This is a genomic window from Saccharomonospora glauca K62, assembly GCF_000243395.2.
Classification (GTDB): domain Bacteria; phylum Actinomycetota; class Actinomycetes; order Mycobacteriales; family Pseudonocardiaceae; genus Saccharomonospora; species Saccharomonospora glauca.
Map to the genome: position 1 here is coordinate 2,322,952 of NZ_CM001484.1, position 25,281 is coordinate 2,348,232.

General features: G+C 68.4%; 24 protein-coding genes, 1 pseudogene and 2 CRISPR repeat arrays. Of the genes and pseudogenes, 8 read left to right on the top strand and 17 right to left on the bottom strand.

What is annotated here, in order from left to right:
• Positions 1–104 precede the first annotated feature (104 nt).
• The 5 genes from SACGLDRAFT_RS10900 to SACGLDRAFT_RS10920 form a co-directional block, all read right to left on the bottom strand.
• Complete coding sequence (locus tag SACGLDRAFT_RS10900; protein ID WP_005464557.1) at positions 105–1,238, bottom strand: S1 family peptidase; 1,134 nt, start codon at positions 1,236–1,238, stop codon at positions 105–107.
• Positions 1,239–1,507: 269 nt separating this feature from the next.
• Positions 1,508–2,335 carry an aldo/keto reductase gene (locus SACGLDRAFT_RS10905; RefSeq protein WP_005464559.1) on the bottom strand — a complete coding sequence of 276 codons (828 nt, stop codon included), beginning with the start codon at positions 2,333–2,335 and terminating at the stop codon, positions 1,508–1,510.
• Between the two features lie 189 nt (positions 2,336–2,524).
• A complete protein-coding gene (locus SACGLDRAFT_RS10910; protein ID WP_005464561.1) occupies positions 2,525–3,157 on the bottom strand; it encodes an IclR family transcriptional regulator in 633 nt (210 codons plus the stop codon).
• On the bottom strand, positions 3,154–4,056 hold the full coding sequence (locus tag SACGLDRAFT_RS10915; protein ID WP_005464562.1) for a hydroxymethylglutaryl-CoA lyase: 903 nt from the start codon (positions 4,054–4,056) through the stop codon (positions 3,154–3,156). Before SACGLDRAFT_RS10915 ends, SACGLDRAFT_RS10910 begins: the two co-directional genes overlap by 4 nt.
• Before the next feature lies 1 nt (position 4,057).
• Positions 4,058–5,269 carry a CaiB/BaiF CoA transferase family protein gene (locus SACGLDRAFT_RS10920; RefSeq protein WP_005464563.1) on the bottom strand — a complete coding sequence of 404 codons (1,212 nt, stop codon included), beginning with the start codon at positions 5,267–5,269 and terminating at the stop codon, positions 4,058–4,060.
• A gap of 268 nt (positions 5,270–5,537) precedes the next feature.
• Between SACGLDRAFT_RS10920 and SACGLDRAFT_RS10925 the strand changes: the two genes are divergently transcribed.
• Entirely contained in the window at positions 5,538–6,881 is a 1,344-nt protein-coding gene (locus SACGLDRAFT_RS10925; protein ID WP_005464564.1) for a GntP family permease, read from the top strand.
• Positions 6,882–6,909: 28 nt separating this feature from the next.
• Here SACGLDRAFT_RS10925 and SACGLDRAFT_RS10930 read toward each other — a convergent pair whose 3' ends face one another.
• The 4 genes from SACGLDRAFT_RS10930 to SACGLDRAFT_RS10945 all read right to left on the bottom strand — a co-directional run bounded on the left by SACGLDRAFT_RS10930 (position 6,910) and on the right by SACGLDRAFT_RS10945 (position 10,781).
• The gene (locus SACGLDRAFT_RS10930) at positions 6,910–8,634 is read right to left on the bottom strand and encodes a SulP family inorganic anion transporter (protein WP_005464565.1); all 1,725 of its coding nucleotides are present in this window, start codon (positions 8,632–8,634) and stop codon (positions 6,910–6,912) included.
• A gap of 38 nt (positions 8,635–8,672) precedes the next feature.
• Positions 8,673–8,864: a helix-turn-helix domain-containing protein gene (locus SACGLDRAFT_RS10935; protein WP_051036202.1), complete on the bottom strand. Its 192-nt coding sequence runs from the start codon at positions 8,862–8,864 to the stop codon at positions 8,673–8,675.
• A gap of 357 nt (positions 8,865–9,221) precedes the next feature.
• Complete coding sequence (locus SACGLDRAFT_RS10940) at positions 9,222–10,214, bottom strand: ring-cleaving dioxygenase (protein WP_005464567.1); 993 nt, start codon at positions 10,212–10,214, stop codon at positions 9,222–9,224.
• 9 nt (positions 10,215–10,223) lie between these two features.
• The gene (locus SACGLDRAFT_RS10945) at positions 10,224–10,781 is read right to left on the bottom strand and encodes a YceI family protein (protein WP_005464569.1); all 558 of its coding nucleotides are present in this window, start codon (positions 10,779–10,781) and stop codon (positions 10,224–10,226) included.
• Between the two features lie 79 nt (positions 10,782–10,860).
• On the opposite strand from SACGLDRAFT_RS10945, the gene SACGLDRAFT_RS10950 reads away from it, so the two are divergent.
• Together SACGLDRAFT_RS10950 and SACGLDRAFT_RS10955 are read left to right on the top strand one after the other, a co-directional pair.
• On the top strand, positions 10,861–11,337 hold the full coding sequence (locus SACGLDRAFT_RS10950; protein WP_005464571.1) for a MarR family winged helix-turn-helix transcriptional regulator: 477 nt from the start codon (positions 10,861–10,863) through the stop codon (positions 11,335–11,337).
• A gap of 52 nt (positions 11,338–11,389) precedes the next feature.
• A complete protein-coding gene (locus SACGLDRAFT_RS10955; protein WP_005464573.1) occupies positions 11,390–12,091 on the top strand; it encodes a tyrosine-protein phosphatase in 702 nt (233 codons plus the stop codon).
• Positions 12,092–12,168: 77 nt separating this feature from the next.
• Here SACGLDRAFT_RS10955 and SACGLDRAFT_RS10960 read toward each other — a convergent pair whose 3' ends face one another.
• Positions 12,169–14,220: an acyltransferase family protein gene (locus tag SACGLDRAFT_RS10960; RefSeq protein WP_005464575.1), complete on the bottom strand. Its 2,052-nt coding sequence runs from the start codon at positions 14,218–14,220 to the stop codon at positions 12,169–12,171.
• Between the two features lie 230 nt (positions 14,221–14,450).
• Here SACGLDRAFT_RS10960 and SACGLDRAFT_RS10965 point away from each other — a divergent pair, with 230 nt between their 5' ends.
• Complete coding sequence (locus SACGLDRAFT_RS10965; RefSeq protein WP_005464577.1) at positions 14,451–15,404, top strand: aminoglycoside phosphotransferase/kinase family protein; 954 nt, start codon at positions 14,451–14,453, stop codon at positions 15,402–15,404.
• Positions 15,405–15,426: 22 nt separating this feature from the next.
• On the opposite strand, the gene SACGLDRAFT_RS10970 is transcribed toward SACGLDRAFT_RS10965, so the two are convergent.
• Complete coding sequence (locus tag SACGLDRAFT_RS10970) at positions 15,427–16,146, bottom strand: haloacid dehalogenase type II (protein ID WP_005464579.1); 720 nt, start codon at positions 16,144–16,146, stop codon at positions 15,427–15,429.
• Between the two features lie 195 nt (positions 16,147–16,341).
• Here SACGLDRAFT_RS10970 and SACGLDRAFT_RS10975 point away from each other — a divergent pair, with 195 nt between their 5' ends.
• Entirely contained in the window at positions 16,342–16,728 is a 387-nt protein-coding gene (locus SACGLDRAFT_RS10975) for a RidA family protein (RefSeq protein WP_005464581.1), read from the top strand.
• A 695-nt stretch (positions 16,729–17,423) separates the two neighbouring features.
• On the opposite strand, the pseudogene SACGLDRAFT_RS10985 reads toward SACGLDRAFT_RS10975, so the two are convergent.
• Positions 17,424–17,639: pseudogene (locus tag SACGLDRAFT_RS10985) on the bottom strand (ABC transporter permease); the annotation flags it as partial.
• A gap of 313 nt (positions 17,640–17,952) precedes the next feature.
• Positions 17,953–18,285: a CRISPR direct-repeat array (repeat unit 29 nt; unit sequence TATCGGCCCCGCGCACGCGGGGATAGACC).
• A gap of 171 nt (positions 18,286–18,456) precedes the next feature.
• On the opposite strand from SACGLDRAFT_RS10985, the gene SACGLDRAFT_RS21890 reads away from it, so the two are divergent.
• Positions 18,457–19,265, top strand: a protein-coding gene (locus tag SACGLDRAFT_RS21890; protein WP_005463988.1) for an IS5 family transposase whose coding sequence is annotated in 2 segments (ribosomal slippage) — positions 18,457–18,799 and positions 18,799–19,265 — 810 coding nt in all. Because the reading frame shifts where the segments join, the coding sequence is not laid out codon by codon here.
• 37 nt (positions 19,266–19,302) lie between these two features.
• On the opposite strand, the gene SACGLDRAFT_RS11000 is transcribed toward SACGLDRAFT_RS21890, so the two are convergent.
• Together SACGLDRAFT_RS11000 and SACGLDRAFT_RS11005 are read right to left on the bottom strand one after the other, a co-directional pair.
• Positions 19,303–19,491 carry a DUF397 domain-containing protein gene (locus SACGLDRAFT_RS11000; protein WP_005464585.1) on the bottom strand — a complete coding sequence of 63 codons (189 nt, stop codon included), beginning with the start codon at positions 19,489–19,491 and terminating at the stop codon, positions 19,303–19,305.
• Positions 19,491–20,330, bottom strand: a complete 840-nt coding sequence (locus SACGLDRAFT_RS11005) for a helix-turn-helix domain-containing protein (RefSeq protein WP_040918933.1) — start codon at positions 20,328–20,330, stop codon at positions 19,491–19,493. Before SACGLDRAFT_RS11005 ends, SACGLDRAFT_RS11000 begins: the two co-directional genes overlap by 1 nt.
• Before the next feature lie 150 nt (positions 20,331–20,480).
• On the opposite strand from SACGLDRAFT_RS11005, the gene SACGLDRAFT_RS11010 reads away from it, so the two are divergent.
• Entirely contained in the window at positions 20,481–20,810 is a 330-nt protein-coding gene (locus SACGLDRAFT_RS11010; RefSeq protein ID WP_040918936.1) for a zinc finger protein, read from the top strand.
• A complete protein-coding gene (locus tag SACGLDRAFT_RS21895) occupies positions 20,807–21,208 on the top strand; it encodes an RING finger protein (RefSeq protein ID WP_005464591.1) in 402 nt (133 codons plus the stop codon). Before SACGLDRAFT_RS11010 ends, SACGLDRAFT_RS21895 begins: the two co-directional genes overlap by 4 nt.
• Positions 21,209–21,525: 317 nt before the next feature.
• A CRISPR array of direct repeats spans positions 21,526–21,858; the repeat unit is 28 nt; unit sequence GTCGGCCCCGCACACGCGGGGATAGACC.
• An 818-nt stretch (positions 21,859–22,676) separates the two neighbouring features.
• On the opposite strand, the gene SACGLDRAFT_RS11020 is transcribed toward SACGLDRAFT_RS21895, so the two are convergent.
• The 3 genes from SACGLDRAFT_RS11020 to SACGLDRAFT_RS11030 form a co-directional block, all read right to left on the bottom strand.
• On the bottom strand, positions 22,677–23,156 hold the full coding sequence (locus SACGLDRAFT_RS11020; protein ID WP_005464595.1) for an LppA family lipoprotein: 480 nt from the start codon (positions 23,154–23,156) through the stop codon (positions 22,677–22,679).
• Between the two features lie 90 nt (positions 23,157–23,246).
• On the bottom strand, positions 23,247–24,953 hold the full coding sequence (locus tag SACGLDRAFT_RS11025) for an alpha/beta hydrolase (protein WP_005464597.1): 1,707 nt from the start codon (positions 24,951–24,953) through the stop codon (positions 23,247–23,249).
• On the bottom strand, positions 24,953–25,252 hold the full coding sequence (locus SACGLDRAFT_RS11030) for a type VII secretion target (RefSeq protein WP_005464599.1): 300 nt from the start codon (positions 25,250–25,252) through the stop codon (positions 24,953–24,955). The genes SACGLDRAFT_RS11025 and SACGLDRAFT_RS11030 overlap by 1 nt, the downstream gene beginning before the upstream one ends.
• Between the last annotated feature and the right edge of the window lie 29 nt (positions 25,253–25,281).

Below are 25,281 nucleotides of genomic sequence, written 5' to 3' on the forward strand. Positions count from 1 at the left end.
TGACGGCGGCACCCAATCGCCGCCGAGCACGACACCGGGGTGGTGGCGGCACATGCCGCCACCACCCCGGCTTCCGTCGATCAGTGGTTCAACCGATCAGTGGTTCAGCCGCCCGTGACCAGCCTCAGGTTGTAGGCGTTGAGGACCTCGTTGACGGGCTGGAAGTACGTCGTGCCGCCCCAGGTGCAGTTACCGGAGCCGCCGGACGTCATGCCCTGGGCCTGGTTGCCCGAGATGAACGAACCACCGGAGTCACCCGGCTCCGCGCACACGTTCGTGCGGGTCAGGCCGCTGACGGTGCCCTCCGCGTACCGCACGGTCTGGTTCGTGGCCTGGATCGTGCCGCAGTGCCAGCCCGTGGTCGAGCCCGACCGGCACACCGACGAGCCGACCGGAGCCACGGTCGAACCGGACACGACTCGGGCGCTGCCGTTGTACATGTTCACCAGCCCGCGCGGCGTGTCGCCCGAGCCGGTCTGGACGTAGGCGTAGTCGTTGCCGGGGAACGACGACCCGGCGAAGCGGCCCGAGGGCGAGGAGGTGGTGGCGCCGGTGGAGCCGCAGTGGCCCGCGGTCACAAACCCGCCCTGCACCGCGAACCCGACCGAGCAGCGGGCGCCGGTGCCGATGTAGTAGGCGTTGCCACCGATGATGTCCATGAACGTCCGCGGCGACTCCGTGGACTCCACGACGTCCACGACGTCGGCGTCCACGCCCGCGCGAGTCACGAAACGCTCGGCCTGCTCGGCGGTGCCCATGGCGGTGGTCACCACGACCGAGTTGGCCTCCACGTCCACGTACCAGCCGGTGACCGCGTCGGGAGCGCTGCTCTCCTTCGCGTCAAGCGCCTTCGCGGCCTTCTCCAGCTCGGCGACGGTGTGCTCGACCAGCCGCGGCTCGGCGCCCGCCGCCCGCACCTCGGCGAAGTCGGCGGTGTCGGTCACACCCACGACGAGCTTGCCCAGCGCGGCGTCGTAGTGAGCACCGGCGAAGTCGGCTCCGAGCTCCTTGGTCACGGCCTTGTGGACCTCACGGGCCTCGGCCTCGCTGCGCAGGCGCTGCTCGGCCTCCGCCTTGGTGAGGCCGAGGTCGCGCTGCATGGCTTGGATCACCGGGTCGGCCGCGGTGGTCGAAACCTCCGTCGCGGGCGCGGCGGTCGCGGGCAGGGTGAACGCCACGGCCGTTCCCGCTGCCAACGTCACGGACGCGATCAAGCGTGCCGCGGTTTTACGATTCATCACTTTCCTCCTGGGGGCGAGGATTGCGCCATTTTTGGCGACTGCTGGAGTATGCCGCGCCCCCAATGGCCCGCACAGCCGCTCAATGGTTCGCGACGAATGGAGCGTCCTGGGCCGAAAGGATTACGACGAAAGTCGCGAAAGGGTGTTTTCCGCGCTTCGGGTTATCAGTTTGTGGAAATGTCGTGGACAGTTCCGCTGATTCATGGCACGAAAAAACCCGCCCACCGGCGGGAACCGGCGGGCGGGGTCGAGGGAGTGGCGAAGGATCAGCCGAAGTTGTCGGGGTCCGGACCCACCCGGACACCGGTCTCCAGCCCCTTGAGGGTGGCCATGTCCTCGTCGGACAACTCGAAGTCGAACACCTGGATGTTCTCCCTGATCCGGGACGGCGTCACCGACTTCGGAATCGTGATGTTGCCCAGCTGCACGTGCCAGCGCAGCACGATCTGCGCCGGGGACCGGCCGTACTTCTCGGCCAGCGAGGCCAACGTGGCGTCGTCGAGCAGACCCTTGCCCTGACCGAGCGGGCTCCACGCCTCCGTGGCGATACCGTGCTCGGCGTGGAACGCCCGCAACTCCTCCTGCTGCAGGCGCGGGTGCAGTTCGATCTGGTTCACCGCGGGCACCACGTCGGTCTCGTCGAGCAGCCGACGCAGGTGCGAGACCTGGAAGTTCGACACCCCGATGGCCTTGGCGCGGCCCTCGGAGTGCAGCTTCTCCATCGCCTTCCACGTCTCCACGTAGCGGTCCTGCGCCGGGGCGGGCCAGTGGATCAGGTACAGGTCGACGTAGTCGAGGCCCAACCGAGCCAGACTCTCGTCGAACGCCGCGAGCGTGCTGTCATAGCCCTGCCGGTCGTTCCAGACCTTGGTGGTGACGAAGAGGTCCTCCCTGGCGACTCCCGACTCGGCGATGGCCCGTCCGACACCCTCCTCGTTGCCGTACACCGCGGCGGTGTCGATGCTGCGGTAGCCGGCCCGCAGCGCTTCCACCACCGGCTCGACCACCTGGTCGGGCGGCACCTGGAAAACGCCGAACCCCAGCTGCGGCATCGCGGCGCCGGTGTTGAGGGTGATGTTGGGAACCTGTGTCATGAAATCGATGCTTCCTTCCGCCGATCGCGGTTGTCGTTCTCGGGTGGTGCCGTGCGATCACACCACCGCAGTCCATGTTGAACCGATTCGACGGTGCTCGCATTCCCCGATGTGTCCTATACCGCAGTCGACGTTCGTCAAACGGCGTTCCGCGCACCGGGTGACGGTCGCGTCGCGCACGCGCCGCGGTCAGGTCAGCGCGGACTCGATGCGGGTGGCGGCGGCGACCACCCGCTCCCCGTACCGCGCGCCGGGGCTGGGATCGAGGCGTTGGATCGGCGCCGACAGACACACCGCCGCGACGACGTCGCCGTGCAGGTGCACGGGCGCGCTCACCGAGCCCACCCCCGGTGCGCGGCCCTGCAGACTCTCCACCCAGCCGTGCCCGGCGGGATCGCCCTCGCCCAACAGCACCCGCGCGGCGGAACCGCCGTGCGACAGCGGCAGCAGACTGCCTTCCGGTTGGCTGGCCCGCAGTTCCTCACCGCATTCGACGCCCACCACGCACAACCGGTGATCGGCGCGCCGCACCCACAGTTGCACGCATTCCCCCGAGGAGTCACGCAGCTCCTCCAACACGGGGCGGGCGATCGTGGCCAGCGTCGAGGTGGCGAAACGCGGTCCGGGGTGGAATCGGCCGTCGGCGTCGCGGCGCAGCAGTCCGTGCGCCGTCAGCGCCGAGACCAGTCGGTGGGTGGTGGAGACCGTGAGCCCCAGCGTCCTGGCCAGTTCGCTGGTTCCCATGGGGTGGCTTTCGACGCAGTCCAGGATCGCCACCGACCGGTCCAGGACACCGACCCCGGTGGTGAACGAGCCCTTCACGACCGGCTCCGCACCGGTGCCGGGGCGGCGGGCACCGCCGCCAGCGCCGACGGCAGCGCGTGTCCGACCAGTTCGGCGAGCTCGTCCCGCAACGCCGGAAGCCGCGTGACGTCGATACCGGTGTCGACGCCTTCCCGGTGGAACAGATGGATCAGGTCGTCCGCGGCGACGTTGCCGGTGGCGCCGGGCGCGAACGGGCAGCCACCGAGCCCGCCGAGGGCGGCGTCGAACCGGCGCACCCCGCGCTCGTAGGCGACCCACGCGTTGGCCGCCGCCATGCCGTAGGTGTTGTGCAGGTGCAGACCGATCCGCTCGATCGGGAACACCTCGCCCACGGCGTCGAGCGCGCGCGTGACGTCACCGGGTGAGGCGGCGCCGATGGTGTCGGCCAGGTGCAGCACCTCCACCCCGAGGTCGGCGTAGTGGCGGGCCACCCGCACCACTCGTTCGACGGGGGTGTCTCCGTCGAACGGGCAGACGAACGCCGTGGCGACACAGCCCTCCATGCGAATCCCGGCCTCGCGCAGCACCGCGGCGGCCGCGGCCAGCCGGCGCATCACCTCGCCGGTGTCCGCGCCGGAGTTCGCCTTGCTGTGGCCCTCACTGGCCGACATGACCAGCCGCACCCGACGCGCCCCCGCCGCCACGGCGCGTTCGGCCCCGCGTTCGTTGAGCACCAGCGTGTGACAGTCGGCTCGCTGGTCGCCCAGACCGGCGAGGACCTCGGCGGTGTCGGCCATCGTCGGCACGCGGGCCGGGTTGACGAACGCCCCGACCTCCAGGCTGGTGAATCCCGCGGCGACCAGGCGCTGCCCGAACCGGATCTTGGCCTCGGTGGGCACGACGACGGGTTCGATCTGCAACCCATCCCGCAGGGACACCTCGGTGATGAGCACCATGTCAGATCACTCCCTCGGCACGCAGCTCGGCGGTTTCGGCCGCGGAGTAACCCAGTTCCGCGAGCACCTCCTCGGTGTGCTCCCCGAGCTCGGGTCCCAGCCACCGGGTCCGCCCCGGATTCTCGCTCAGCTTCGGCACCACGCCGGGGAAGAGCACCTCGCGAGTCTCGTCGCCCTCGATGCGCACCCGGTGACGTTCGTGCATTCCCCTGGCCGCGAAGTGCTCGTCGGCCACGATGTCGGCGATGTCGTAAATGGGTCCACTGGGGACGGAGGCGTCCTCGAGCGCGGCGAGGACGTCCCGGCTGTTCCGCTGCCGCGTCCACGCGTTGATGGCGTCGTCGATCTCCTCGGCGCGCCGCACCCGGCCCACGTTGGTGGCCAGCTCCGGGTCGTCGGCGAGGTCCGCCCGGCCGATCAGCCGCATGAGACGGTCGAAGATGGCGTTGTTGTTCCCGCCGATCACCACGTAGCGGTCGTCGGCGCACAGATAGGTGTTCGACGGCACCACACCGGGGATCGTCGGGCCCGTGGGCTGCCGGGTGACGCCGAACGCGTCGTAGTCGGGGACCGACGACTCCAGCAGCGAGTACACCGCCTCGTACAGGGCGACGTCGACGGTGTCGCCGCCGTCGCCGGCGCGTCGGCGCAGCAGTCCGAGCAGGGCGCCGATCACGGCGTACAGGCCCGCCACCGAGTCCGCCAGGCTCACTCCGGTGCGTACCGGGGGCAGTCCGGGATAGCCGGTGAGGTGGCGGAGTCCTCCCATGGCCTCGGCCACTCCCCCGAATCCGGGCCGGTCGCGGTAGGGGCCGGTCTGCCCGAACCCGGAGATCCGCACGAACACGACGTCGGGGTTGAGGCGCCGGATCTCGTCGGGGCCGAGGTTCCAGCGCTCCAGGGTTCCGGGGCGGAAGTTCTCCAGCACGATGTCCGCGCCCGCGACGAGTCGGCGGGCGATCTCCTGGCCTTTCGGGGACCGCAGATCGAGTGTCATGGAACGTTTGTTGCGGGCCATCGTGCGGAAAAGCAGTGACACGTCACCGCCGTGCAACCGCCAGGTGCGCAATTCGTCGCCCGTTCCGGGGCGTTCGACCTTGACGACGTCCGCTCCGAATTCGGCGAGGATCCGTCCCGCCGTCGGGGCCGCGATGAAGTTCCCGAGTTCCACCACCTTGACCCCGGTCAACGGGCCGTGGGGGCTGCGCGTCATTGCTCGTCTCCAGATCTGGCAGGTCTGTGCGACGTCCGTCTTCGCCAGTCCCGCGCTTTGCCAGTATTTGGCAAAGTTGTTGCTCTATCTGGCAAGAGGCCAACGTAGCCGGGGGGCCGGGTTCGAACAAGACCTTGATATTCGCCGGACGCGGGATACACTGCGCCGGTCCGTCTTCGTCGCCGCGAGCGTCCACTCGCGGGGTCCCAGTCGCCGCGCGCGAGACACCAGGAGTCGACGAGAGTCGACCCGACGGAAGCGGACCCGTATGTCAGACATCGTTGTCTTCGCCAACACCGCGATCACCATCGTCGGTGTGGTCGTGCTCATCCTCAAAGCCAAGGTCAGCCCGGCCATCGCCCTCGTCGTGGGCGCGCTGTATCTGGGGCTGGTCTGCGGCCTCGGCCCCGAGCAAACCCTCACGTCGATCACCACCGGTTTCGGTGACCTGATGGCGGAGGTCGGGCTTCTCATCGCCTTCGGCGTGCTGCTCGGCTCGTTGATGACCGAGCTGGGCGCCATCGAGAAACTCGTGGCCCTGCTGGTCCGAGCCTTCGGGCCGCGCGCCCTGCCCTACGCCTTCGGCGGCACCGTCGGCACCGTCCTGCAGTCGATCTTCGCCGACGCGCTGCTGGTGATCACCGCCCCGTTGGCGAGCCGGTTGTCCCGCCGGATCGGCCCCCACGGGGTGGCGCGAATGTGCGCGGCGATGGCGCTGGGCATCGAGGTCGGTCTGGTGTTCGTGCTGCCGGGCGTGGGCGCGGTCGCGCTGGCCGGGGTGATGAACCTGTCGTTCGGCACGATGTTCGTCTTCGGCGTGATCGTGGCGGTGTTCACCATCGTGACCACGCTCGCGCTGTTCACCGCGCTGGCCAAGCGGGGGCTGTGGAACCCGGAGCTGGACGAGACCACGGAAGCGCCCGTCGTCGAGGACACCGAGCGGCCCGACGACCGGGACGAGCGCTCCCTGCCGCGCCTGCGGTTCTCCCTGGCCCCGCTGGCGCTGGCGTTGGCGCTCATCGCCGTCGGCGCCATCGCCGACATGCTGGGCGTGACGTCCCCGGTGATCGACCTGCTCGGCAACCCCGTCGTCGCGCTGCTGCTCGGCCTGATCGGCGCGCTCGTGGTGGCACGGGTGACCCTGCCCGCCGACCGCTCCGCCACCGCGTTCCGGCGCGGCTTCCACGACAGCGGCCAGATCCTGATCCTCACCGGCGTCGGCGGTTCGCTGGCGCAGACGGTGAAGGACATCGGGCTCGGGGAAGTGCTCAAGGGCTACTTCTCCACCAGCACCGTGCTGCCGCTGCTGCTGGTGTGGCTGGTGGCGGCCGTGCTACACGTCGCGATCGGCTCGGTGGTGCTGGCCTCGATCACCGCGGCGGGCGTGCTGGGTCCGGTGATGCCGCTGCTGGGCATCGACCCGGTGTTCGTGGCGTTGGCCGCCGGCGCGGGTTCGCTGTTCGCCATTCACGCCACGAGCAACACGTTCTGGCTGCTGCAGACCTTGTTGCCGCAGACCACGCGGGGCGCGTTGAAGTCGGTGACGTTGACGGTGTCGTGCGCGTCGGTGATCGCCATGGTGCCCATCCAGCTCCTGGCGTTGGTGTTCTGACCCGGCGCGGCACGGCCACCGGCGCCCCTCACCGCACTTTTCCGACCCGCGGCTCGTCGTCGGGCTCGGGCCGGGACGGCGGGAGGGCGCCGGTGGTCCGCAGGTGGGCGCGGGCCGCGGCGATGGCCTCGGGGGTAGTGGCGAAGACCCGTCCCTGCGCGGCGAGACGGTTGATCACCCCCAACGCCTCCAACGGCCGGTGGTGCCCGTCCCGGATGCCGGAGACGTAGACGACGACCCCGCGGTGTTCGAGCTTTTCGATGGCGTCCTTGAGCACCAGCGCCCCGCTGGCATCGATGGTGGTCACACGGGACATGCGCAGAATCAGCACCGACATGGTCGTGACGTCGGGCAGCTCCAGCAGGAAACGGTGCGCGGCCGCGAAGAACAACGGCCCGTCGATGCGGTAGGCGACGATGTGCTCGCTCAGCAGCGCGTGCTCCTCGTCGGTGGTGCTGCCGGGCAGGTCCCCGGCCAGATCCACCTGGTCGAGCCGCGCCTGCCGCGCGATGGACCGCAGCGCCAGCGTGCCCGCCAATAGCATGCCGAGCACCACCGCGTAGACGAGGTCCAGTACCACGGTGGCCACGGCGGTCGAGACGAGGACGACCCCGTCGGAACGGGTCGCCCGCACCATCGCCTTGACACTGCCGACCTCCACCATCCGCACCGCCGTGGCCAGCAGCACACCCGCGAGCGCGGCCAGCGGGATCGCCGACACCAGGGGCGCGGCGGCGTAGACGATGACGGCGAGCACGGCGGCGTGGGCGAAGGACGCGAGCCGGGACCCCGCACCCGCGCGCACGTTCACGGCCGTGCGGGCGATCGCGCCCGTAGCGGGCACGCCACCGAACAGCGGGGCCGCGAGGTTGGCCAGTCCCTGCCCGAACAGCTCCCGGTCGGGGTCGTGTTTCTGCCCCACCGTCATCCCGTCCGCGACGGAGGCCGACAACAGCGACTCCAACGCGGCCAGCGCGGCCACGGCGAGCGCGGAGGGCAGCAGGGTGGGAATGGCCGCGAAGTCCACGAAGTCCAGCGACGGCGCGGGCAACCCGGCGGGCAGCTCCCCGATCGGCGTGACGTCCCAGCCGGTGAGCTCCACCACGATCGTCGCCGCGGTGATCGCGAGGATGGAGAACGGCACGCCCGGACGCCACCGGGCCCCGGCGAGCATCACGACCGCCACCGCCACCGCCACGGCCACCGCCACCCAGTCCGGCTGCTCGACGAAGGCCCGAAGGGCCTGCCAGGTCGAGGCCAGGACGTGCTCGCCGCCGACATCTCCCACCCCGAGCGCGTTGGGGATCTGCTGCAGACCGATGACGCAGGCGATGCCGAGGGTGAAGCCTTCCACCACCGACGCGGGGATGTAGCTCATGAACCGCCCCGCGCGGGCCACGGCCAGGACGACGAGGAACAACCCGGCGAGCAACCCGACCGTGAGCACGCCGCTGGCGCCGTGGGCGGCGGCGATCGGCACGAGGACGACGGTCATCGCGCCGGTGGGTCCGGAGACCTGGACGTTGGAGCCGCCGAACACGGCGGCGAGCGCGCCCGCGACCACCGCGGTCGCCAACCCGGCGGCGGCACCGAGTCCGGAGGAGACCCCGAAACCGAGCGCGAGCGGGAGAGCGACGATCGCCACGGTCAGCCCGGCCAGCAGGTCACGGCGGGGATTACGGCGGATCGCTCGCAGGTCGGCGCGGCCGGGCAACAGCGACCGCACCCGCTGCCACGCGGTGATCGGGCTCATGAAGTTCTCTTTCGTGCGTCGTTCGTCGAGCGGGGCGTCTACGCGTCCCGCCTCCGGGCGAGGATGCGCTGAGCCACCCGCGGGAGGTCGGCGATGTCCTCGTCGGCCAGCTCGTGGATCACGGTGCCGTTGGTGCGCGTACCGGTGATGAGCCCGTCGCGGCGCAGGATAGACAACCGCTCGGCAGGAGCGGAGGGCGGGGCGTCGACGACGTCCCGGAGCTCACGCACCGGCTCGGGGTGGTCCGGGAGGGATGAAAAGTCGCGACGCGAAGCCGATGGGAACGCCCCGGAAGAAGCCCGCTACCACCGGATGGCTCGGTGTGGACACGACACGTTCCCCCGTCGACAGCGCGAAGACACGGACACCTGTGATCAACACCAGGATTATGCACGGTGAACCCCGTCACAGGAGGTGACGGGGCCTCGGACGGGAGTCGGCGGGAAAGCCCGACACGGAGCGGACGGCGATTGCGAACCGAGACCGGCGTCCTTCGCCGACCGCGAGTCTCGGTGGGGCCGCGCGTGGCACCGCGCGGCCCCACCGAGACGACTTTCCTTCATGGGTGATGCGGCGACGTGTCCGCGTCACTCCCGCGCTCGGACGCCGGTCCGCTCCCCGTGAGCGGGGTCGTTTTCGTTCGGAAGGGACAGTGGGGGCAGGCTGCGGGCGATCTGTTCGCGGTTCGGTTCCAGCCACGGCGGGAGTTTGAGCGCCCGCCCCAGTTCCAGCAGGGGTTCGTCGGCGGTGAAACCGGGTTGGTCGGTCGCGATCTCCAGCAGCGTGCCGCCGGGTTCGTGGAAGTAGATCGACCGGAAGTACCGGCGGTCGCGGATCTCGGTGACGTCCTCGCCCCGGTCGAGCAGTTCGGCGCGCCACCGCTGCTGGGTGGCGTCGTCCGGCGCACGGAAGGCGATGTGGTGCACCGTGCCGCCCGCCACCAGGCCGCGGGGTGCGGTGGGGTCGACGACGACGTCCACCAGGGTGCCGGGGCCCCCGTCGCCGGTGGCGAACCGGAGCGTGGCCCCGTGCCGCCCGGCGAAGCGCAGGCCGAGTTCTTCCAGCATCGTCACGGTGCCGGTCTCGTCGGCCGTGCACAGCGTCACCGAGTGCAGTCCGCGCACCGCGTGCTCGGCGGGCACGAAGCCGCCCTCCCAGGGGGCGCGGGGATCGGTGCGCTGCCGGTGGGCGACGAGCTTGAGCTCCAGCCCGTCGGGGTCGTGGAAGGTCAGGCTCGCCTCGTCGTCGTGTTCGACGACCTCACCCACGTCGGTGCCGTGGCGCCGCAGGTGGTGTTGCCACCAGCCGATCGACTCGGCGGGCACGGAGAACGCCGTGGTGGTGGCCTGGCCGTGCCCGCGTCGTCCCGGTGGCACCGTGCCGTAGGGGAAGAAGGTCAGCAGTGTGCCCGGTCGTCCCTCGGTGTCGCCGTAGTACAGGTGGTAGACGGCCGGGTTGTCGAAGTTCACCGTGGTCTTGACCAGCCGGAGCCCGAGGGTTCGCAGGTAGAAGTCCGCGTTCGCGCTCGGGTCTTTGGCGATGGCCGTGACGTGGTGCAGGCCGTGGCTCGCCAGGGTCATGGTGGCCGCTCAGTCCTGCTTGATGGCCGAGATCTCGAATTCGAGCACGACCTTGTCGCCGACCAGCACGCCACCGGTCTCCAGCGGGGCGTTCCAGGTCACCCCGAAGTCCTTGCGGTTGATGGTGGTCTGTCCTTCGAAGCCGATGCGGAGGTTGCCGAACGGGTCCTTGGCTTGTCCTTCGAAGGTCAGCGGGATGGTGACCTGCCGCGTGACGCCCCTGATGGTGAGGTCGCCGGTGACGTCGAAGGTGTCCTCGCCGGTCTGGGTGATCGCGGTGGACCGGAAAGTGATCTCCGGGTGCTCCTCCACGGCCAAGAAGTCGTTGGTGCGCAGGTGCTGGTCGCGGTCGGCGTTGCGGGTGTCGATGCTGGCGACCTTGATGGTCAGCTCCACCGAGGAGTCGGCGGGGTTCTCGCCGTTGATCGTGGCGGTGCCGTGGAAGTCGTTGAACGCGCCGCGCACCTTGGTGATCATGGCGTGCCGGGCCACGAAGCCGATGCGGGTGTGCGCGGGGTCGATGGTGTAGGTGCCGGTCAGCTGGCTGTAGTCCGTGCTCGTGGTCATGCCCGTCCTCCATGTGGTTAATGTGTCATCATCCACCCTCCTCCAATGTATGTGACGTGTCAACAAGTAGAATGCGGTCATGACCCGATGGCTCGACGACCACGAGCAACGCGCCTGGCGCGGCTACCTCGCGATGCACGCCCAGCTCATGGCCCGTCTGAGCCGACAACTCCAAGCCGACTCGGGGCTGTCGCTGTCCGACTTCGAGGTGCTCGTCCAACTCACCGACCGGCCCGAACCCCGCATCCGCGTCGGCCACCTCGCCGCCGCCCTGCAATGGGAGAAGAGCCGGCTCTCCCACCATCTGGCCCGCATGGAGAAACGCGGTCTCATCAGCCGCGAAGGCTGCCCCGAGGACGCCCGTGGCGCCTTCGTGACACTCACCGACCACGGCCGCGAGGTGATCGAACAGGCCGCCCCCGGCCACGTCGACGCCGTCCGCGCCCTGGTGTTCGACCACCTCGACCCCGACCACGTCACCGCGCTGGCCTCAATCGCCGAACGCGTCCTCGACCGCCTGGAAGCCACGGCACCGAACACGGGACACGACAAGTAGCCACGCGGCCACCCTCACGCAACCTTCGGCGCGCCGCCCGCGTCACACCGACATGATCGAGAACAGAGAACTCGCCTGGGACGGGTGCGTCAACGTTCGTGATCTCGGTGGCCTGGGGAAGATCCGCCGCGGCGCCCTAGTGCGCATGGAAGCCCCCACGCGGCTGAGCGAGCGCGGGTGGAGCCAAGCCCTGGACCACGGCGTGCGCACGATCGTCGACCTGCGCAGCCCCGGAGAACGCACCCCGCCCCTCGTCCCGCCCCCGCGGGAGATCACGACCGTGCGAGTGCCTCTGGACCCGGTCGGCACCCCGTTCCACGAGCACTGGATGAGGATCGACAAACTGTCGACCCCCCTGTACTACCGGGCACTGCTCGCCGAACACCCGGAACTGGTGATCGCCGCCGTCCGCGCGATCGCCACCGCCGCGCCGGGCTGCGTGGTCTTCCACTGCGCCGGCGGCAAGGACCGCACCGGCCTGCTCGCCCTGGTACTGCTCACCCTCGGCGGAGCGAGCACCGACGAGATCATCGCCGACTACCTGCTGACCTACGAGCGGATGCGCGACCAGTACGCCGAACTCGGTCAACCGGACCTGCTCGCCGTCGTGACCGAGTTCCTCGCCGAGCACGACACCACCATCGAAGACACCCTGGCCGCCACGGTCGAGTCCCTCACCATGCCCGACTACCTGCTCGACAACGGCCTCTCCGAGGCCGACCTCGACGCACTTTTGGCCCGTCTGACCGGCTGAGCCGAAAGCGAACTCGGCCGGACCCACCGCGGCGAGCGGGTCCGGCCGAGACGCCACCCCACGTCAGGGGCCGACGATCACTGGTTCGCCCCGCCCACGGGGTCGTTCTCCCAGTTCATGACCTCCACCAGTCCTTCCTCCACGATCGGCGACATCGTCTCCAGATACGTGGCGGTGACGTGGTTGTCGTCCATGTACACCAGCACGTTCCCGATCACCGGCGGGCAGATCTTGGCATCGCAGAAGTAGTCGCTGAAGTCGAGGAACGACACCGACGGCGGAACCCCCTCGGCGTCCAGGTACGGCGGCCGCGGGGACAACAGCTCCTCCCGGACCCCCGCGCACTCCGGCGAGGTCACGCTGTGTTTCTGCACGCACTCCGAGGGCTCGAAGTCGTAGCGGGGGCTGTCGCGAATCGCCACCACCGGAATGCCCGCGGCGTCCAGAGCCTGCCACTGCTCGATGTAGCCCGGCGGGGTCCACTCCTGCAACCCCACCCGCACGTCCCGCGTGGCCATGGTGACCACCACGTCCGGACGCATCTCGATGATCTCGTCCCGCACGGCCTCGTTCCACGCGCGGCAGTCCTCGTCACCCCAGTTGGTGGTGAAGGGGCAACCACCCTTGCCCATCGAGATGACCTGCCACCCCCGCCGGTCGACGATCGGGCGCATCGCGGCGATGTACTGCTGCGAGTGGGAATCCCCCACCACGACCACCCGCCGCACGGGCTCCCCCTCGGGATCGACCGTGCAGATCCGCAGCTGGTCGTTCTTCGGCGAGTACCAGCACTCCTCCTCGCTGAAGCTGTCGAACTGGTCCGGCAGCGCCGCGAACGGCGGCACCAGCGGTTTGGTGTCGTCCACCAACGGCGCGCGCGTGTGGATCGCCTGCGCCCCCAGGGTCGCCTTCTCCTCCACCGCGACCGTGAACGACGCGCGCTGCGCCGTGACGACCTGCCAGCTCACCGACGCCACCAGCACCGGCAGCAGCACCACGACCGCGAACCGGTACGCACCCCACGGGGTCGCGGTGGCCATGCGCGCCGACCGCGCGGGCTGCTCCACGAAACGGTGCGTGAGCGCCGCGAGCACCAACGACACCGCGATCACCCCGGCGCCCTCCACCACACTGGGCGTGTCCTGATCCCGCGCCACCAGGAACAACACCAACAGCGGCCAGTGCCACAAATACAGCGCGTAGCTTATGTTGCCCAGCTTCACCAACGGCCGCGCCGACAAAAACCGGTCCGCACCGATCCGGCTCTCCGTCGCCCCGGCCACCAGCACCAGCACCGCCGCCACCGTCGGCCACAACGCGACATAACCGGGGAATTCGGTGCCGACCTGCAACACCAGCCCGCACGAGACGAGCGCGATCACTCCGACCCAGCCGAAGACGATCCGCACCGCCCTCGGCACGCGCACCTCGTCGATCACCAGGGCCGTCAACCCGCCCAGCGCGAATTCCCACACCCGCGTGGCCGAGTGGAAGTACGCCAGCGGCTGGTTCGACGCCGTCAACCAGATCGAATACGCCAGCGACAACGCGAACACCACGGCCAGCGCCACCACCAGCGAACGCCGCAACGTCCGGCCCGCCCGCCGCGCGACGAGCACCACCAACGCCACCAACAGCGGCCACACCAGATAGAACTGCCCCTGGATGGCCAACGACCAGAAGTGCTGGAAGACGCTCGCCGAGGAGTGCTGGGCGAAGTAGTCCGCCGAGTTCGCCACCAGCTGCCAGTTCTCGAAAAACAGCGCCGAGGCCACGACCTCCCTGGCCGTCTGCATCCACCGGTGTTCCGGCAGCACCACCACGGCCACTGCCATCACCACCGCGAGCACCGTCAACGCGGCCGGCAGCAGCCGGGTGAGCATCCGGCCCCACATGCGCCGGAACTCGATCCGTCCCCGCATACTCGCCCGGTAGAGCTGACCGGTGATGAGGAACCCGCTGATCACGAAGAACACGTCCACACCACCGGACACCCGGTCCAGCCACACGTGGTAGACGACCACGAGCAGCACCGCCAGGGCACGCAGGCCCTGCAATTCGGGCCGGAACCTGCGCGGCCGTGCCGTCACCGACTCGTCGGTGACACCTTCGGGGTACGGAACGGACACGAATAACTCCCGCAATGCTTCTCTCAAGGTTCAGCGCGCTGACGGTACCGGCCGCTCCGGGGCGCCGGTGCCCCGTGTCCACACTGTGTGCCCGACGGAACATTTTCGAGGGTCTCGACCTCCGCCGCGCAGGCGGTGGGCTCCCGCACCCTTTTCGCAGGTCACCGCCCCGCGCCCCGTTCCGGAGAGCACGTGCGAGCCGCCGAGTGTGATGAGGAACAATCCCGGTCGTGGTCGACTTCCTCTCCTCCCGCGACCTGGCCCGCCGCACGGCCGCCGCGGTCGACGCCGCCGTGGGCGCGGGCCGCGAACTCGGCCTCACCGTCACCGACGCCACGGTGCTGCACGACCTGTTCTCCGTCGTCGTCCACCTCGCCCCCACCCCGGTCGTGGCCCGCGTTCCCACCGTCCGGCCTCGCCGCGAGGACCTCACCCAACGGGCCCGCGCCCAGCAGCGGGAGCTGGACGTCGCCCAGTGGCTCGCCGACCGCGGCACCCCCGTCATCCCGCCCAGCCCGCTCACCCCGCGCGAACCCGTGCGGCGCGACGGGTTCGCGATGACCTTCTGGCAGTTCGTCGAACCGGACCGAACCACCGAACCCGACTACGTGGCCAACACCGAAGTCGTCCCCGAACTGCACGCCGCCCTGCGCGACTATCCCGGCCCCCTGGACTTCCTGGGCGCGGCCGAACCACATCTCGTCGACGACCACCTCGACCTGCTGGCGACCCGCCCCGACCTGCTGGACCCGGCCGACCTGGACCGCGCCCGCCGCGAATGGCGCGCCCTGGCGCCCCTCGTGCGCTCCCGCGCGGCGTTCGAGCACGCGTTTCCGGGCATCGATCTCCAGCCCATCCACGGCGACAGCCCGCCCGCCAACCTCTTCCACGCCGCGGACGGGCACCGTCACACCGACTTCGAGCTGGTCTGCCTGGGCCCCGTCGAATGGGACGTGGCCACGCTCGGCCCCGACTTCGCGGCCGCCTACGACCGCGGCGCCCGCCGCTGCGGTCGTAGGCCCCTCGACGAGAAGGTCAAGACCTTCGTCGACGCCGTGGGACGACTGCGCGCGATCACCTCACTCGCGCTCGCCCCGCAACTGCCGGTGCTGACGGAGTACCTGACCCCGGCCGTCGAACACTGGCGGGAGACGCCGTTCGCCGGTGGCGTGGTCACCCCCTGAGCGCGGACCACACCACGGGTGGTCAGCCCTTCGCTTGCCGCGCCGCCCGCGCGAAGGAGATCAGGTCGGGAAACTCCAGGTTGTAGGAGTACTCGGCGGCGGGCTCCGGCGTGGCACCCCAACCGGGACGGTCGTGCCGCCGGTTGATCCACACCGAGCGCAGACCGTGCCGCTTGGCGGGCACGTGGTCGTGGAAGAGGCTCTGCGCCACGTGCACGAGGCGCTCCCGAGGCACCCCCATCTCCCGCAGCGCTGAGTCGAGGGCCTCGAAGTGATTCGGCGCCGGCTTGTAGGCGCCCACGTCCTCGGCCGTGATGATCCGATCGAACTCCACACCCAACCGTTTGTTCGACCCCGCGAACCCCTCGCGATGCACGTTGGACACGATGACCAGCCGATAGTCCCGCGCCAGCAGCGCGAGCGCCTCGGCCGAGTCGGGAAAAGCCGGCCACTCGGGCACCGACTCCCCCAACCGCCGCGCCCACTGCTCGCTCACCGGCCGCCCCAGCGTCTCCCCGGTCCGTCGGAAAGCCTCCGCGAGGACCACCGAGTAGAGCGCGGTGGGCATCTCCCGCGCCACCCGCGCCTCGTTGTCGGCGTAGGCGACGAGCAACTCCTCGTCGGACAGCTCCAGACCAACCTCACGTGCCCACGGAGCCAACACCGCGGCGATGCCGGTCTCCCAGTCGATGAGCGTGCCGTAGCAGTCGAAGCTCAACACGTCGTAGTCGGCGAGGTTCACGAAGCGTCTCCTTCTTCCGGAATCACCTGCCGCGCCGGTGGGCGAGGCCGTGAGGCGATCGTCGACGCTCCGGGGGTCACCCCGCAAGCTTTTCGGGCGCTCGGGGGATGCGACCGGCGTCATGATCGTTTGTGGTATCCGAGGACGTGGCCGCTCGGTCACGAACCCGTACTTGACCCGAGGAGCAGTCGACGCATGCAGGAGCACCATGTCCGGCCCGCCGGATTGCCACCCACCAACGGATACAGCCACGCGGTCGCCTTCACCGGCCGCATGATCGCCGTATCCGGCCAGGTACCGCTGGATGCCGAGGGCAAGCTGGTCGGCAAGGACGACCCCTACGCGCAGACCAAGCAGGTGTTCACGAACCTGGCCACCGCGCTCGCCGCGGCGGGCGCCTCGTTGGACCAGGTCGTCAAGCTGACGTTCTATCTCACCGACCTCGGTGACCTGGAGGCCGTCCGCCGGGCCCGCGACGAATTCCTCTCGCCGGACAAACTCCCGGCCAGCTCGCTCGTGGAGGTCAAAGGCCTGGTGAACCCGGACTTCCGAATCGAGATCGACGCGCTGGCAGCGGTCTGAGCCGAAGCTCCGGCGATCGTGCCGCAGGCAACGGGTGTCGGGCTGCGGCACCGATAGCAGCCGGGGCTCACCCGAGGGCCACTACTCCACCCCGACTCACCTTGGCGATGCTGCAGCCTGTCGCCGGTGTCCTTTCCTGCGTATCGGGCGAGCAGAGGAACGACTATAAAGCGCACGATCACGAAGAAGTGACTGTATGGCAGGACGGTCAGGCCCCGATCTGATCAGATGCTCCCGGCGACAGACATTGGACTAGAGCAGTTGCACTGACCGGAACGTTAAAAGGACCGTCCGGACCGAACACCATCTTGTGAGCAGGCGAGGCCCCGGCAAACACCGACCTGATCACGAGTACGTCGGGGACTCCGACCTCCCTCGGTCTCGTCGACGCCCGCTGCTGTGCGCTCCGGCGCGGAGACGTCGTGTACCCCGTGTGCGCTTGGAGAGCTCACCGCGGTCACCGGCCGGTTCCGGCACACCGTCGCGCACATGACCGCCAGGGTGGGTGCCGAACTGATAAAGAACACTGTGGAGATCGGCCAACCCCTCTCCCACGAGCTGCCGCCCCCACAGGCTGGAACGGAACGGTAAGGGTTCGGTCCGAACCCGTCAGCCGGGCCCGGACCGTCATCGCCCCCGCTGCCCGATGACCCCGCAACGGCTGAGCTGATCAGACACGTGGCGGCTTCCGCTGCTCAGTGGGAGAACTCGCGGTTGAACAGTCGCCTCGACCAGAGAGAGCCACCGAGGGCGATGAGGACACACCAGACGAGCGCAATCCACGCGTGGTTTCCGATCGGCCGGCCCATCAGCAGCCCGCGCAGGGTCTCGATGATCGACGTGAACGGCTGGTACTCGGCGAACCAGCGCAGCCCGGCAGGCATGGAGTCGGTGGGGATGAACTGATGCCCGGGGCGGTTCGCGGGGCTTGTTCGATCCGGGCGGAGTGCAGGTAATCGGCCTCGACGATGTGGTCGACCCTCTTCTTGCGTAGGTCTTCCGCGCGGTGGCTCGTCACGTTGGTCTACTTCTGCACCGGGAGGGTCATCGCGGGCTCGCTCGGAGGCGAGCATGCGGGCGCGGTAGTGGGCAAGCCACCATCTCGCCCAGTGGATGCCCGATGAATGCATCCTCAGGTGGGTTGGATCCCCTCCGGGATGACACGCATAACTTCAGAGTGAAGAAAAAATGGGTTACTGTCCCGTAGAATCGCTGGTCAGGAAGTATCGGCCCCGCGCACGCGGGGATAGACCGCGCCTGCAGGCAACGCTGACGCGGGCCGCCATATCGGCCCCGCGCACGCGGGGATAGACCCATCCTTCTCCGCAGGTTCGGGTACATCCGCTATCGGCCCCGCGCACGCGGGGATAGACCTCAGCGCGGATGCGATATCCCGCTGGCCGGCGCATCGGCCCCGCGCACGCGGGGATAGACCTAACCAGATCTTCCTCTACTCGCTCCTCGTACTATCGTCCCCGCGCACGCGGGGATAGACCTAACCAGATCTTCCTCTACTCGCTCCTCGTACTATCGTCCCCGCGCACGCGGGGATAGACCGACGTCCTGGCAGGTGAGGCGTCCCTCGCCGATGTCGGCCCGTGCAGACGGGGACAGTCTGGGTTCGGCACGTGGTGCGAATATTAAGCGGGCCCCCGGCGCTACTCCGGGGGCCCGCTTAGAGCGTGTCTCGTTTGGATCTTGGTTGGGTTGCGGGCATGATCTTGGTTCGTGGTTGATGAGTTGTCGCGGCGGTTGGTGCCTGATGAGCTGTGGGCACTGGTCGAACCGCTGGTCCCTGCGCATCAGGTTCGTCCGCAGGGAGGCGGACGGTCGCGCGTGGATGATCGTGCTGTGTTCACCGCGATCGTGTTCGTGCTGACAAGCGGGTGCGCTTGGCGACACCTGCCACCCAGCTTCGGAGTGAAGGTCCCGACCGCGCATCGTCGCTTCACCGAGTGGACGAAAGCCGGATTATGGCGCAGGTTGCATCGCGCGGTACTCGATGAACTCGGCAGCCAGGGAATGATCGACTGGTCCCGCGCGGTCCTGGACGGAGCCTCCGTCAGGGCCAAAAGGGGGGATCTCTGACCGGTCCCAGTCCTGTGGACCGCGGGAAACCCGGCTCGAAGATCCATGCACTGTCCGACCGGGCGGGACTGCCGCTGGCGGTCGCGATCTCGGCCGCGAACACCAACGACGCGCACGCCCTCAAACCGCTGATTCTGGCCATCCCCGCCGTGAAATCCCGGCGGGGGCCCCGCCGGCGCAAGCCGGACAAGCTCCACGCCGACAAAGCCTACGACCAGGCCGAACTCCGAGACTGGGTACGCAAGCAAGGAATCACCGTGCGCATCGCCCGCAAAGGCATCGAATCCAGCCAGAAACTCGGCAAGCACCGCTGGGTCATCGAACGATGTATCGCGTGGCTGTTCGGATACCGACGATTGACCATACGCTACGAGCGCTACGCCAACCACTTCTGCGCCTTCCTCACTCTCGCCGCAGCCCTCACCTGCTTCAAGAAACTCGCGAAATGAGACATGCTCTTAGGTGGGTCAGCGGTCGGATCGAGGATTAGATGTCGAATTCGCCGTTTTTAACGCCCAGGATGAATGCCTTCCACTCGTCCATTGTGAACACGTGTTCCGGCTTTGCCCGGTCCTTGGTGTCACGCAGGTGGACCATTTCGCCGTCGAAGCGGGTCTCCACGCAGTTGCCCTGGTTGCCGCTAAAAGACGACGTACGCCAGGTGTTGTCCATCATCAGGTACTCTCCACCTCATCGGATAGCTTCGCGATGAGCTCCTCTGTGGCGACGGGGCTCATCGCCTGCCGGCGGATCGTATCCACCGCAGACATGTAGTCGTTCACGTCTCTGCGTTCGGTCAGAGTCGTGGCGGACCGGTAGTGCTCCAATTGCACCACCGAGGGTCCTTTCTCGAACTCCAGCAGGATGAACGGTCCTTCGAGCGCGGGCGAGTAGCCTCCGTCGAACGGCAGGGCGCGGATCGTCACATGCTCCATGCGTGACCACTTGAGCAACGCCTGAAGCTGCTCGACCATCACCGTCCGGTCGCACGGTGGGTAGCGCAACGCTTGCTCGCCGATGTAGGCCTCGAACTGCACCGGCCGGGCTCGCGTGAGGATGTTCTGGCGTCCCATGCGATGAGTGGCACGCTGCTCCGCTTCACCGGGCGACGCGCCCGCCGAGGTCATCACCGAACGCGCGTAGTCCATGGTCTGGAGCAGACCGGGGATCAGCAACGGCTCGACGTTGACGATCCGCGACGCCGCACGTTCGTAGTCGGTCAGCATCGCCAGATGCTTGGTCACGCCGGGCGCAACCCAGTTCGGGTTGGCTGCATCACGGGCGAGCTGGAGAATCTCCTCCCGCCGTTGTCCTTGCACATCGAGCACACCCAAGACAGTCGCGACGTCCTCGACCGAGATCCCGAGTTGCCCGCGTTCGATTCGAGAGAGCTGGTCGTGTGACCTGCCGATTTTCGCGCCGAGAGCGGCCAAGGTGTAGCCCTTCGCTTTTCGCGCGTCGCGAAGTTCGGCACCAAGCGCGAGGGCTTTCGGGAGATTCCTTGTGCTCGCCACGCACACGATCGTAGTCGAGGCATAGCCGACTGTGATCGTCATCCTATCGGGGCATTGCCTCTGATGTGCTGACACATTCAGCATGTGTGAACACATTAAGTGTGAGGCTACACATAGCCTAGTGAACCGGGGGTCACTAGGCAGCGTTATCTGTGGCAGCAAGCCGATGGCAAACGGCATGTCTACGACACCGTCAGGCACCGGGTACAAGCCGGGTGCCCCTTTACTGCGCTGTGTGGGGAGACCGTCACTCCTCAAATCGAGCGCGGCGACATGACGGCGGGTTTGTGGTTTGACGGTGAATGCCCGGTCTGCACCGTCGTGCTCGCCAAGGCCTTGGGCTGGCCTGTGCGGGAGATCTTCGATCTGGCGCATCGTTTCGCCTGGTCTTTGGAACTGCTTACGCGCCTGGCGGAGGTGCTCCACTGCTCCTTCGGGGAAGTCACTGAACTGACCGGGGCGCGGATGGTGGGCGCATGACGACTGTCCGGGATCTTGCTTTGCTCGACCGTCTGTCGCAGACCTCTCGCGCGCTCGGGATCATCACCGCCGAGTTCCGCGTTTGCCAGGTCTATGGTGAAGACCTCAACCCCGACACATTGCGGGAGATCGGGGAGAGTCTGCGTTCGCTGGGTGAGGCCCTGCTCGCTCGCGCCGACGAACTCGACACCACCCCACCTCCACGTCCCGGCAGATGCGCCCTGTGCGGCGCCGAGCCCGTCGCTTGTCCCCATGCTGAGGCGTGGATGGTCGAAAGCCGCTTTTGCGTCGACTGCATTGACCGTTGTCTCAGCGATGCCCGCCATGGCCACTGGTGCCCCGTTGATGCCTTCGCCCACGACCAGGAAACAGGTTCCCGAGGTCGCGGCGATGAATGACGTACCGGTCGCCGTGGTCACCCCACCGCCCGAGACCGAGACCGAGCGGACCGCACGGCTCTGGCTGCCGGATACTTGGCAGTGGCCCATCCGTGACCCCGATCCCCCACCCGAGAACGTGATCGCCGAAACCCACACGGCACTACACCGGTGCGATGAGCCGACCCTGCCGATCCTGCACGCCGTCCTCACCGAACTACGACAGCAACTCCCCCACACGGCCCCGGAGACACCGGGGAGTGGAAGGGATTCCCTCCTGCGGTGGCAGACTGAATGAAAACTGCTCGTTGCTCGGGTAAACTCCCAGGTCAGCAAGTGTCGGCCCCGCACACGCGGGGATAGACCATAGTCGGCCGGTTGTCCGGGCCATACGTCGGCGTCGGCCCCGCACACGCGGGGATAGACCGTCGAACAGGTCGCCGGACGAGCTGCTGGATGCGTCGGCCCCGCACACGCGGGGATAGACCCGGAGACACCATGTCCGACGAGACGATCCGCTTGTCGGCCCCGCACACGCGGGGATAGACCGGCCTCTAGGGGGCTTTAGCTTGGTGAAACACGGTCGGCCCCGCACACGCGGGGATAGACCTACGCCAACAGCATCGGGATGAGCACTGCGGCAGTCGGCCCCGCACACGCGGGGATAGACCGCGGTTGCCGGGCTTGGTGGCCTCGCGGGCCAAGTCGGCCCCGCGCATGCGGGGATGTTTTCGATACGCGCCCACCTCGTTGGTTTCCCAGTGGGTGTGGGGTCGGGCTGGGATGGCGTGTTGGCCGTTAGGGCTTGTCAACCGTGCGGTGTCGAGGACTAGTGGCCAGGTGTTCCCGGGGCGGTGAGTGGGGTTTCCGGTTCCGGGCAGTGTGGTTGAGCGGCTTACTTCAGCCGTTGCAGGCCCCGGAGGGTTTCCTCCGGTAATTGCGATGCCGGTGGTGGGCATCATGGGCCTCCTTGGTGGAGGCATGATCAGGGTTTCGGTGGGGTGGTTCGGTGGTTGGTTGGCGCGCCGTCGAGTGAGGTGGGCGTGTCGTTCTCGGTCGTGGGGAGCACGGCTGTGGGCTGTTCGTGCTCGACCGTGGTTCAGCCCCAGTGATCGAAACCCAGTCCGGTTTGGCGTGATGCTCGGCCTTCGACTGCAATCGGTGGGTGAGTGGGTCGGCCGTGGTCATTGTGGTGGTGGGGTGGCCGTCATGTCGAGGCGGTTCGGTGTCGTCGCGGGCCGTGGGGTGATCGCAGTGGTGCAGCGGGCGCGCAAGTCGTGAACCTGACCTGCCCGGTGAGTTCGGCTCGGGTTCGCGACGACCGCTGCGTTTCGTCGCCCCGCTGCAGCTCGGCGGCTGCCGGTTCGGGGCTTTCCATGCGTGACCGCGGTGGGGCCGACGGACCGGTAACCGGCCTCGGGGAGTTCCACGCGCGCCTACGAGAACACCCTTACCTCCACCGAAGACGGTGCATACCCCCGACATCGGGTCAGTAGAGCGGTTCCTCGGGAGCGGGGGTGCCTCGCCGGTGGGCTTCGCTGGTGAGGTGGCAGCCGGTGCTGAGGCTGATGATGGTGTTCTTGGCCGTCCCGAAGATCAGCTCGGCGCCGTACTGGTCGTAGAGGGCCACTTCGTGGTCGCCGGGCCGGTCGACCACGGTTCTCGGGTCGGTGAAGCCCTTCTCCGCGGCCAGCTCGGTGACCAGCTCCACGGCGCGAGGCCAGGCCTCGTCGGGGAGGTTGCCGGGCGAGCGGCTCGCGGCGATGTGCCGGACCTCCGCCTCGCGGACGGTGGAGAACTCGCCGGGACACGCGGAACCGGTGACCGGTTCCGCGGCGTCGAGGACGAACGGCGCGATTCCGAAGTCGCTGACCAACCGGTCGCGGATGAGGTCGAGCAGCGCGAGGTAGTCACGCTGCACGGTCTCGATGTCGGGACGGCCCAACAGCTCGTCGAACAGGGGGTTCACTGATCCGTCCTTCGCTGGGTCGGGGCCGCATCCGGTCGCGACCCAGCACGACAGCGGATGCGAGTGCGGTGAGCAGGGAGGTCTTGCGCATCAGTTCGAGAAGGGCTCGGTCAGGGTATCGCCGAAGCCCTTCTCGGTGCCTTTCACGACCCGGTCCGACAAACCGGCGGTGATGACGGCCATGTTGTACTGGCTGGTGCTGCCGTCCTTCAGATACGACGTGTGGCCGGTGACGCCGGTCAGCACCCGCCCGTCGCCGGGGTGTCGTGCCTCGGCCGAGGACGCGTACTGCATGCCCTCCATGTGGCTGGGGTCGATGCCGAACCGGCGGAAGTCGCCCACGGCGTCGTTCTTCGCCTCGATGTAGGTGGCGTGACCGTCGGGGACCTTGATGTCCTTGATGTCGTCGGTTCCGATTCCCGGCGAGCCGAAGAACACCACGTCGTCCACCCCGGTGTTCTTCTGGAGCGCGAAGCCCGTGGTGGTCGAACCGTAGGAGTGACCGAGCGCGGTGAGGTGGGCGTCGGTGTCCCGCGCGGTGTCGATGCCCTGCAGGAACGGGGTGAGTTTCTCCGCGCCCGCCTTCGCGGCGTCGTCCATCACCACCGAGTTGTCGGAGAACAGGCTGCCCGCCGTGAGCTGCGGAGCCTGGTAACCGATCCAGGTGACGGTGGCGACCGTGCCGCCGTCACCGTAACGACTGAGCTCGTCCTCGGCCCGCTTCTTCAGGTGGGCCATGTTCGAGTCGTAGCCGGCCATGCTGTCCGGCACGTTGGACGTCAGACCGGGGACGAACACGGCGACGTGATCGGCGGTGTCGACGTTGCCGTTGGAGATGGCCGCCTCCGTGCGCTCGCTGTCCGTGTTGAACAGCAGAAGCTGCCGCTCACCCGGCTTGGCCAGGGTTTCCTCGATCGCCTTGATCGACTCGAGTTTCTCCTTGACCCGGTCGAGTTTGTCGTCGGTGTCGGTGAACAGGCCACCGAGGAAGCTGTCGTCCAGCTCGGCCTGCAACCGGCGGGCCTCCTCCTGCAGCCGCTCCTTCTCGCTGACCAGCAGCGCACGGTTGGCCTCGTCCCGCGCGGTGAAGGGGATGCCGTCCCGGTTGCCGATCCACTCCGGATGGTTTTCGATGACGTACTTCTTCTCCTCGTCCGAGAGCGTGTCCCACCATCCGGCGTTGTCCCCCGGCGTGCCCTTGCCGTCGGGCGGTTCCAGCACCGACAACACACCTTGGCGTTGCCCCGCGGCCGCCGCCTCGGCGAGCGTCGTCGCGCCGTCGTCCCCGATCTTCCCGCTGGCGACCTTGTCCAGCACTCCGGCGAGGTCGGAGTCGATGTCGTTGGCTCGGCGCAGGATCTGCTCCACGCGGTCGACGAGTTCGGCGCGGATCCGTTCCCGCTCGCGCCGAACCTCGTCCTCCTGCCCGGCGGGCACCGTCTGCGGCGGTGCGACGTCTTTGACGGAGCCGTCGTCACCGATGGCGAACCCGTTGGCATCGGCCAGTCCGTCGGCCTCCTTGACGGCGTGTCCGAGACCGATGACGGCGTCCGCCGTCCGGCCGATCGCCGAGCGGACGGCGGACACCTCGGCGACGAGATGTTCCATCCGGTCGATGATGGTCTTGTGCTTGGCTTTCGCGGAGTCGGCGGCGTCGCCGGTCCACTCCGCGGGAGTGCCCGTCTCGGCGAACTCGTCGGACAACCCGAGCAACGTTTCCGAATGGCGCTTGAGCTCCTGCTCGGCCTCGTCGAGCGGGTCGGGGCGCCACTGTCGCACGTCTCCGTAGGTGGCCATCAGCCCGCCCTCGTTCCGCCGAACGCCGCGCTCGCGGCGTCCTCGTTGGCGCTGTAGTCGTCGGCCGCCTTGTTCAGCGCGTCGGCGTAGTCGTCGGCCTGTTTGACCCATCCGGTGAGCGCTGAATGCCACGTTGTGCTCACCGCGTCGAACGACCGCACACAGCGCGACCCCGGCATACCGTCTCCGGCGCTGCGAATCGCCCCGGCCAGATCGACGTCCGACACTTGTTCGGACGCTTTACGCACCGCCTTCGCAGCGGCCCGCAAGGCATCGATCTCCGTCTGGTACCCGGCCACTCGTGACCTCCCCCAGCCTGTCCACCCGC

What these genes read in the sequence shown, in the direction of transcription:
- SACGLDRAFT_RS10900 (WP_005464557.1), bottom strand. Translation starts at nt 1,238, where the DNA reads ATGAATCGTAAAACCGCGGCACGCTTGATCGCGTCCGTGACGTTGGCA.
- SACGLDRAFT_RS10905 (WP_005464559.1), bottom strand. Translation starts at nt 2,335, where the DNA reads ATGACACAGGTTCCCAACATCACCCTCAACACCGGCGCCGCGATGCCG.
- SACGLDRAFT_RS10915 (WP_005464562.1), bottom strand. Translation starts at nt 4,056, where the DNA reads ATGGTGCTCATCACCGAGGTGTCCCTGCGGGATGGGTTGCAGATCGAA.
- SACGLDRAFT_RS10920 (WP_005464563.1), bottom strand. Translation starts at nt 5,269, where the DNA reads ATGACGCGCAGCCCCCACGGCCCGTTGACCGGGGTCAAGGTGGTGGAA.
- SACGLDRAFT_RS10925 (WP_005464564.1), top strand. Translation starts at nt 5,538, where the DNA reads ATGTCAGACATCGTTGTCTTCGCCAACACCGCGATCACCATCGTCGGT.
- SACGLDRAFT_RS10930 (WP_005464565.1), bottom strand. Translation starts at nt 8,634, where the DNA reads ATGAGCCCGATCACCGCGTGGCAGCGGGTGCGGTCGCTGTTGCCCGGC.
- SACGLDRAFT_RS10940 (WP_005464567.1), bottom strand. Translation starts at nt 10,214, where the DNA reads ATGACCCTGGCGAGCCACGGCCTGCACCACGTCACGGCCATCGCCAAA.
- SACGLDRAFT_RS10945 (WP_005464569.1), bottom strand. Translation starts at nt 10,781, where the DNA reads ATGACCACGAGCACGGACTACAGCCAGCTGACCGGCACCTACACCATC.
- SACGLDRAFT_RS10950 (WP_005464571.1), top strand. Translation starts at nt 10,861, where the DNA reads ATGACCCGATGGCTCGACGACCACGAGCAACGCGCCTGGCGCGGCTAC.
- SACGLDRAFT_RS10955 (WP_005464573.1), top strand. Translation starts at nt 11,390, where the DNA reads ATGATCGAGAACAGAGAACTCGCCTGGGACGGGTGCGTCAACGTTCGT.
- SACGLDRAFT_RS10975 (WP_005464581.1), top strand. Translation starts at nt 16,342, where the DNA reads ATGCAGGAGCACCATGTCCGGCCCGCCGGATTGCCACCCACCAACGGA.
- SACGLDRAFT_RS11000 (WP_005464585.1), bottom strand. Translation starts at nt 19,491, where the DNA reads ATGATGGACAACACCTGGCGTACGTCGTCTTTTAGCGGCAACCAGGGC.
- SACGLDRAFT_RS21895 (WP_005464591.1), top strand. Translation starts at nt 20,807, where the DNA reads ATGACGACTGTCCGGGATCTTGCTTTGCTCGACCGTCTGTCGCAGACC.
- SACGLDRAFT_RS11025 (WP_005464597.1), bottom strand. Translation starts at nt 24,953, where the DNA reads ATGGCCACCTACGGAGACGTGCGACAGTGGCGCCCCGACCCGCTCGAC.